Below are 7216 nucleotides of genomic sequence, written 5' to 3'. Positions count from 1 at the left end.
CTGGCCGCCGGGCTCGGCGCCCTGGCCCTGGCCTGCGCCGCCTGGCCGGATCGCATGGCCCTGCTGGCGCGCCTCCTGCCGGTGGCCGGCGACCTGCTGCTGGCGGCGCATTTCGGCGCCACCCTGCGCCCGGGGCGGGAGCCCCTGATCAGCCGCTATACACGCCACGATGCCGGCTCCCGCCTTTCGGAATGCGCCGGCTATACGCGCGGGCTGACCTGGCTCTGGACCCTGGTGTTCCTGGCCGCCGCGCCGCTGCACGCCGCCGCCCTGCTGGGCCTGCCGCCCTTCCAGGCCCCGGCCTCGGCACCGCTGGTGCTGGGCATCACCGGCGCCCTGATGCTGGCCCTTTTCCTTGGTGAGCACGTGATCCGCACCCTGCGCTTTCCCCAGTTCGGCATCGCCACCCCGGCGCGCACCCTGCGCGCCGTGCTGGCCGCGACCCTGGCCCACCATGCGTGACACCGCCCCGCTGACCGACCGCGCGCGGGACGAGGTGATGTTCCGCCGTGGCGCCGAGGCCATCACCGTCGGCCGCTTCCTGGCCGATGTCGCGGCCCTGGCGGCGCGGCTGCCGGAGCGGCCCTTCGCGCTCAATCTCTGCGCCGACCGCTACCATGCCCTGCTCGGCCTGGCCGCCGCGCTGAGCCGCGGCCACGTGATGCTGCTGACCGCCGACCGGTCCGAGCGGCGGCAGCGCGAGATCCTGGCCACCTATCCCGACAGCTACGTGCTGGCCGATGCCGGGGAGGAACCGGGCTGGGCCGCGCCTCCCGGCGCCCTGCGCGTGGCCGCCGAGGGTGAGGGCGAGGATGGCCCCAACCCGGAGATCCCGCTGCAACAGGTGGCCATCATCGGCTTCACCTCCGGCAGCACGGGGGAGCCGGCGGCGCATCCCAAGCCCTGGGGCGCGCTGGTGGCCGCGACGCGCGCCGCCGCCGCGCGCTTCGGCCTGCGAGGACCGGTGGTGACGACGCTGGTGGCCACCGTGCCGCCGCAGCACATGTATGGCTTCGAGACCACCATGGCCATGCCGCTGCACGCGGCCACCGCCAGCCATGCCGGCCCGCATTTCTACCCAGTGGAAATCTCCGAGGCCCTGCACGCCGCGCCCGCGCCGCGCGTGCTGATCACCACGCCCTTGCAGATGCGCGCCCTGCTCGGCTCCGGCGAGCGGCTGCCGGAACTGGCGGCGGTCATCTCGGCCACCGCGCCCCTGGCCACTGAACTGGCCGCCGCCTGCGAAGTGGCCTGGGACACCCGCGTGCTGGAAATCTACGGCGCCACCGAGATCGGCTCCGTCGCCAGCCGCCGCACCACGGGCGGCGAGACCTGGACCCTCTACGACGGCGTGGAGCTGCGGCGGGAAGGTGAGAGCGACACCGTCTGGGTCGAGGTGCGCGGCATGCCCGCCCCGGTGCAACTGGCCGATGCTGTGGAATTCCAGCCGGACCGGCGCTTCCGCCTGCTCGGCCGCCGCGCCGACATGGTGAAGCTGGGCGGCAAGCGGGCCTCGCTGGCCAGCCTGAACCGGCTGCTGATGCAGGTGGAAGGCGTGGAGGACGGGGTCTTCGTCGCGCCCGATGACCTGGACAGCAACCCGGCCGCACGCCTGATGGTCTATGCCGTCGCCCCCGGCCGTGACCCCGCCGTGATCCTGGCGGGGCTGCGGGAGCGGATGGAAGCCGTCTTCCTGCCCCGCCGGGTGCTGCTGGTGCCCTCGCTGCCGCGCAACGCCATCGGCAAGCTGACGCGGCAGGCGCTGGAGGAATTGCGGCGGCAGCCGGCGGCGGGTGGCGGATGAGCATGGTCCGCTACAGCATGCCGGCCGCGCATCCTTGCCTGGCCGGGCACTTCCCGGGGCGTCCGCTGGTGCCGGGGGTGGTGCTGCTCGATGCCGTCTTCAGCGCCATCACGGCAGCGGGGCATGGTACGGTGGCCCGCCTGCGCCACGCCAAGTTCGTGGCCCCCGTCGGGCCGGAGCAGCCGGTGGAGATTTCCCTGACCGATCCCGGTGCCGGCCGCATCGCCTTCCGCTGCCTCTGCGCCGGCGCCCTGGCGCTTTCGGGTGAGGTGGAACTGGCCTCGCCGTGATCTGGACCCGGCAAAAGGAACGCGGCAGCGTCGCCGCCCTGCGGCTGATGGCCTGGATCGTCACCAGGCTCGGCTATGGCTTCGGTTACGCGCTGCTCTGGCCGATCGCGCTGTATTTCTTTCTCTCCTCGCCCCGGCAGCGCCAGGCGGTGCGGCAGTTCCAGCGCCGCGCCCTGGGGCGGGAGCCGGGGATCGCGGACCTTTTCCGCACCTTCTTCGTCTTTTCGGCGACGCTGCTGGACCGGCTCTTCCTGCTGGGCAACCGCTTCAAGGATTACGAGCTGCGGGTCTTTGGCCTCGACCTGCTGAACGAGCGGATCGCGCGAGGCGAGGGCTGCATCCTGCTCGGTGCCCATCTGGGCAGCTTCAATGCCATGCATGCCGTGGCCGATACCGGCTGCCCGGTGGAGGTGGTGGCGCTGATGCACACGCAGAACGCCACCAAATCGGCCAGCTTCTTCGCGGAGCTGGACCCGAGGCAGGCCGCCGCCATTATCCCGCTCGGCCAGCCCGACGCGATGCTACGGGCCAAGGAATGCCTGGAGCGCGGTGGATTGGTGGGCATCCTGGCCGACCGCACCCCGGGCACGGGCAAGGTGACACGCGTCCCCTTCCTGGGTGACCCGGCGGCCTTCCCTCTGGGGCCGCATATCCTGGCCGGCGTGCTGGGCGCGCCGGTGATGATCGCCTTCGGCGTCTGGACCGGGCGCCGCCGCTACGAGGTCCATTTCGAGCCCTTCGCCGACCGCATCACCATTGACCGGCGGGACCGGCAGGCGCAGCTGGAACAAGTCGCCGCCCGTTATGCCGCGCGGATCGAACAGATTGCGCGAAGGTTCCCGTATAACTGGTTCAATTTCTACGATTTTTGGGAGGAGATGGACGCATGATGCTCCGTCCCCTGGCATTCCTGGCCTTGTCTCTCGCCCTGGCCGCACCAGCCATGGCGCAGGCCACGCTCGATGGCACCATGAAGGACCTGGCCGGCGTGCGGCAGGGCCGTGCCGAGTTCAGCGAGCAGAAATCCATTCCTGAACTCAGCTCACCGCTGCCCAGCACCGGCACGCTGTCCTGGATCGCGCCGGACCGGCTGGAGAAGCACACCACCTGGCCCGCCGAGGAAACTCTGCGCGTCGATGGAGACAGGTTGTTGCTGGAGCGCCCCGCGCAGGGCATCCGACAGGAACTCAGCCTGGACCAGTCGCCGGACATCCGTCCCTTCGTGGAAGCGATCCGCGCCACCCTGGCCGGTGACCTCGCCACCTTGCGGCAATATTACGAGGTCTCCTTCTCACCGGAGGGCGAGGGCTGGCACATGGTGTTGACGCCGCTCTCAGCCCGCGTTCGTGTCGCGCTGCAACGAGTTGATATCTATGGCAGTGGCGGCTTTGTGCGGCAGGTCGAGACCCGGGGCAACGACGGCATCACCAGCCTGCGGATCACGCCCCGCCCGTGAGGCCCGTGCTGCTTCGCCTGGGTGGCGCGCTGCTGGTGCTGGCGTTGCTGGGGGCCGGGCTGTTCCGCGCCATTCCCATCCGCGCCGAGATGACCGACCTCTTGCCGCCCGGCCGCACCCCCGCCGCCGAATTCCTGCTGCGGGAACTGCGTTCGGGCGCCGCCACGACCCTGCTGCTGGCCGGCATGGAGGGCGCGCCGGAGCCTGAACTGGCTCGCATCAGCCGCGCGGTTGGAGAGAGCCTGCGGCAGTCCGGCCAGTTCAGCTTTGTTGGCAATGGCAGCCTCGATCTCTCTGATACTGAAAGAGAGTTGATCTTCCAGTACCGCTACCTTCTTTCGGCCTCGGACCCGGCGGGCTTCGAGGTGGAAGGGCTGAAGCGCAAGCTCTCCGGCCTGCTGGAAGGGCTGCGTTCCGCCGCCTCGCCGCTGCTGGCGCGCTTCGGCTTCGCCGATCCGACCGGTGCCTTTTTTGACCTGCTGCGCGGTTGGCTGGGGCAAAGCCGGGTGCAACTGCGCGCCGGCGCCTGGTTCGCGGAAGGCGCCAGCCCGCCCCGTGCGCTGATCGTGGCCCGCAGCCGCGCTTCCGGCCTGGATACCGAGGCGCAGGCCGCCGCCATCGCCACCTTCCAGGCCGCTTTCGCCGCCGCCAATCCTGGCCCCGCGCGCCTGCTGCTAAGCGGCCCCGGCGTCTTCGGGGCTGAGGCCGCCGCCGCCATCCGCGCCGATGTGGAGATGATCTCGCTTCTCTCCGGCCTGTTGATCCTGGGCTTCCTGTGGCTGCGCTACCGCTCGCTGCTGATGCTCTTCGCCGTCGCGGTGCCACTGGGGGCGGGTACGCTGGCCGGGGTGGCGGCGGTGGGGCTTGCCTTTGGCGCGGTGCATGGCGCCGCACTGGGCTTCGGCATGACCATGCTGGGCGTGGTGGTGGATTACCCGCTGCTGCTGATCACGCAGCGCCGGCCGGCGGAAAGCCTGCGCGACACCGCGCGTCGCATCTGGCCCACGCTGCGGCTGGCCGCCGGGGCCGCCGCGCTGGGGCTGACCGGCATGATGCTCTCGGGCTTCCCCATCCTGGCGCAGCTCGGCCTCTTCGGCGCGGCGGGGCTGCTGGTCGGGGTGGTGGTCACCGCTGGTCTGCTGCCCTGGCTGCTGCCGGGTGCCACCCTGGTTCCGCGGCCCCTGCCGGGCCTGCTGGCGAGGGGGCTCGGTGCCCTGCGGGGCTGGCGCTGGCTGGCCTTGGCGCTGCCTTTGGCGGCGCTGGCACTGCTGGCGCTCGGTGGCCCGCGCTGGGAGGATGACCTCGCCCGCCTCAGCCCCGTGCCGCCCGCGCAGCTGCGGCTGGATGAAGAGTTGCGGGGCCAGCTTGGCGCCCCCGATGTACGCGGCATCATCGCCCTGGGCGGGCCTGACGCCGAGGCTGTGCTGAGGAAGGCGGAGACGGTGGAGCAGGTGCTCCAGCCGCTCGTCGCGCGGGGCCAGTTGGCCGGCTTCGACAGTCCCGCGCGCTACCTGCCCAGCGCCGCGACGCAGCGCGCCCGCCAGGCGGCGCTGCCGGCGCCAGAGGCCATGCGTCCCCGGCTGCGGGAAGCCTCGGCGGGGCTGCCTTTCCGCCCGGAAGCCTTCAACCGCTTCCTGGACAGCCTGGCGGAAAGCCGCGCCCTGCCGGTTCTGACGGTGGAGGATCTGCCGCGCCTGCCCATCCTGGCCGCCCGGCTGGACCCCTTGCTCTCCTCACGCGGCGATGGCTGGCAGGGGCTGGTGATCCCGCAGGACCTGCGTGACATTCCGGCCCTGCGTGCCGCCCTGGACAGCTTGGGCGACCCTGGCATCCTTTGGGTTGATGTGAAGGCGGAAACCCAGGGCGTGGTGACCCTGGCGACGCGGCAGGCCCTGCTCTGGTGCGGCCTGGGCGGGCTGGCGGTGCTGCTGTTGCTGGCGGTGGGGCTGCGGCGGGGCTGGCGCGGCGTGCCGGCGGCGCTCTGGACAGCGGCGCCCATCGCGGGGGCGCTGCTGGTGACCGTGGCCGCCCTGGCGCTGCTGGGCCAACGGCTGACGCCCTTTCATCTCGCGGCGCTGTTGCTGGCGGCCGGAGTGGGGATGGATTATGCGCTTTTCTTCGGCAGCGCCGCGCGGCAAGGGGCCGAGGAAGCCGACCGTACCATGGGCGCCGTGTTCAATTGCACCATGACCACCTTGCTGACCTTCGGCCTCTTGGCCTTCTGCGCCACCCCGGTGCTGCGCGGCATCGGCCTGACGGTCGCCATCGGTGTCAGCAGCGCCTTCCTGCTGGCCCTTGCCCTTTCGCCGCCATCCGCCCTGGCGGCCCCTGAGAAGATGCCCAACTGAAACCGGACATGCCAATTCCTTTCACTCCTCTGGCGCTCTCCACCGTCACGGCTGTCAGCGCGATGGGCATCGGTGCCGCCGCCACGCGCCGGGCCCTGCATGAACGCCTGGGCGGGCTGCGCCCCGCCGGGCCGGAAGACCGTCCCGCCGCCTTCGTGGGGCGCGTGGATGGGGTGGATGCGGTGGCGCTGCCGCCGGAACTGGCGCGCTACAATTGCCGCAACAACCGGCTGGCCGAGATGGCCCTGTTGCAGGATGGCTTCCTGGCCGCCGCGGAGGCACTGCGGGACCGCCTTGGGGCCGCGCGTGTCGCGGTGGTCATGGGCACCAGCACCTCCGGCATCGCGGAAACCGAGGCCGCCTATCGCCGCCGCCCGGAAGGCAGCTTCGACCTGCCCGAGGATTTCGACTTCGCCGCCACGCATGACCTCTTCTCATTGCCGCGCTACGTGCGGGCGCGACTGGGGCTGGCGGGGCCGGCGCTGACCATTTCCACCGCCTGCACCTCCGGCGCCCGGGCCTTCCTGGAAGCCGCCACCATGATCTCGGCGGGGCTCTGCGACGCGGCGGTGGTGGGTGGAGTCGATACGCTCTGCCGCATGACGGTGGAGGGCTTCGGCTCGCTGGCCCTGCTGGCGCCGGGCCCGACCCGCCCTTGCGCCGCCGACCGCGACGGCATCACGGTGGGGGAGGCCGCGGCCTTTGTCCTGCTGACCCGCCCACGGGACGCGGCGCCCGGTGCGGTGCAACTGCTTGGCGCCGGCGCCAGCAGCGATGGCCACCACATGTCCTCGCCGCATCCGGAGGGGCTGGGCGCCGTCTCCGCCATGCGGGCGGCGCTGGAGGCGGCGCAACTGGATGCCGCGCAGATCGACTATATCAACCTGCACGGCACCGGCACCCGCGCCAATGACGCTATGGAAGACCGGGCGGTATCGCATCTCTTCGGCAATGCCGTGCCCTGTTCCTCCACCAAGGGCTGGACCGGCCATACACTCGGCGCTTCCGGCGCGCTGGAGGCGGTGGTCGCCGCGCTCTGCCTGCAGGACGGGCTGGTGCCCGGCTGCCTGGGCGTGGAGCGTGTAGACCCGGAATTCCAGGCCGACGTGGCCATCGAAAACCGCCAGGTGCCGCTGCGCCGGGTCCTGAGCAATTCCTTCGGCTTCGGCGGCAGCAATTGCAGCCTGGTCCTGGGCCGCGCGGCGTGAGCGGCCTGCGCTGCCATATCGGCGGCCCGGCGCTGCTGGGCCCCGGGCTGCCGGGCTGGGCGGAGGCCGAGCCCATCCTGGCCGGCCGCGTGCCCTGGCGGGATGCCCCC

The 7216-nt window shown here is 71.8% G+C and carries 7 protein-coding genes; all 7 read left to right on the top strand.

Annotated features, from left to right (window positions below):
• A partial coding sequence (locus IBL25_RS23265; protein ID WP_202986864.1) for a COG4648 family protein occupies positions 1-462 on the top strand: 462 nt, incomplete at its 5' end.
• Entirely contained in the window at positions 455-1804 is a 1350-nt protein-coding gene (locus tag IBL25_RS23260) for an AMP-binding protein (protein ID WP_187780866.1), read from the top strand. The genes IBL25_RS23265 and IBL25_RS23260, both read left to right, overlap by 8 nt.
• Before the next feature lie 2 nt (positions 1805-1806).
• On the top strand, positions 1807-2094 hold the full coding sequence (locus IBL25_RS23255; protein ID WP_202986863.1) for a hypothetical protein: 288 nt from the start codon (positions 1807-1809) through the stop codon (positions 2092-2094).
• The gene (locus tag IBL25_RS23250; protein WP_187780864.1) at positions 2091-2984 is read left to right on the top strand and encodes an LpxL/LpxP family acyltransferase; all 894 of its coding nucleotides are present in this window, start codon (positions 2091-2093) and stop codon (positions 2982-2984) included. Before IBL25_RS23255 ends, IBL25_RS23250 begins: the two co-directional genes overlap by 4 nt.
• Entirely contained in the window at positions 2981-3550 is a 570-nt protein-coding gene (locus IBL25_RS23245) for an outer membrane lipoprotein carrier protein LolA (protein ID WP_187780863.1), read from the top strand. Before IBL25_RS23250 ends, IBL25_RS23245 begins: the two co-directional genes overlap by 4 nt.
• Positions 3551-3555: 5 nt before the next feature.
• On the top strand, positions 3556-5898 hold the full coding sequence (locus tag IBL25_RS23240; RefSeq protein WP_187780862.1) for an MMPL family transporter: 2343 nt from the start codon (positions 3556-3558) through the stop codon (positions 5896-5898).
• A gap of 8 nt (positions 5899-5906) precedes the next feature.
• Positions 5907-7106 carry a beta-ketoacyl-[acyl-carrier-protein] synthase family protein gene (locus tag IBL25_RS23235; RefSeq protein ID WP_187780861.1) on the top strand — a complete coding sequence of 400 codons (1200 nt, stop codon included), beginning with the start codon at positions 5907-5909 and terminating at the stop codon, positions 7104-7106.
• Positions 7107-7216: the final 110 nt, after the last annotated feature.

It is taken from the genome of Pseudoroseomonas ludipueritiae (assembly GCF_014490445.1).
GTDB lineage: Bacteria > Pseudomonadota > Alphaproteobacteria > Acetobacterales > Acetobacteraceae > Pseudoroseomonas > Pseudoroseomonas ludipueritiae.
This window is presented reverse-complemented; position numbering and strand designations above follow the sequence as displayed.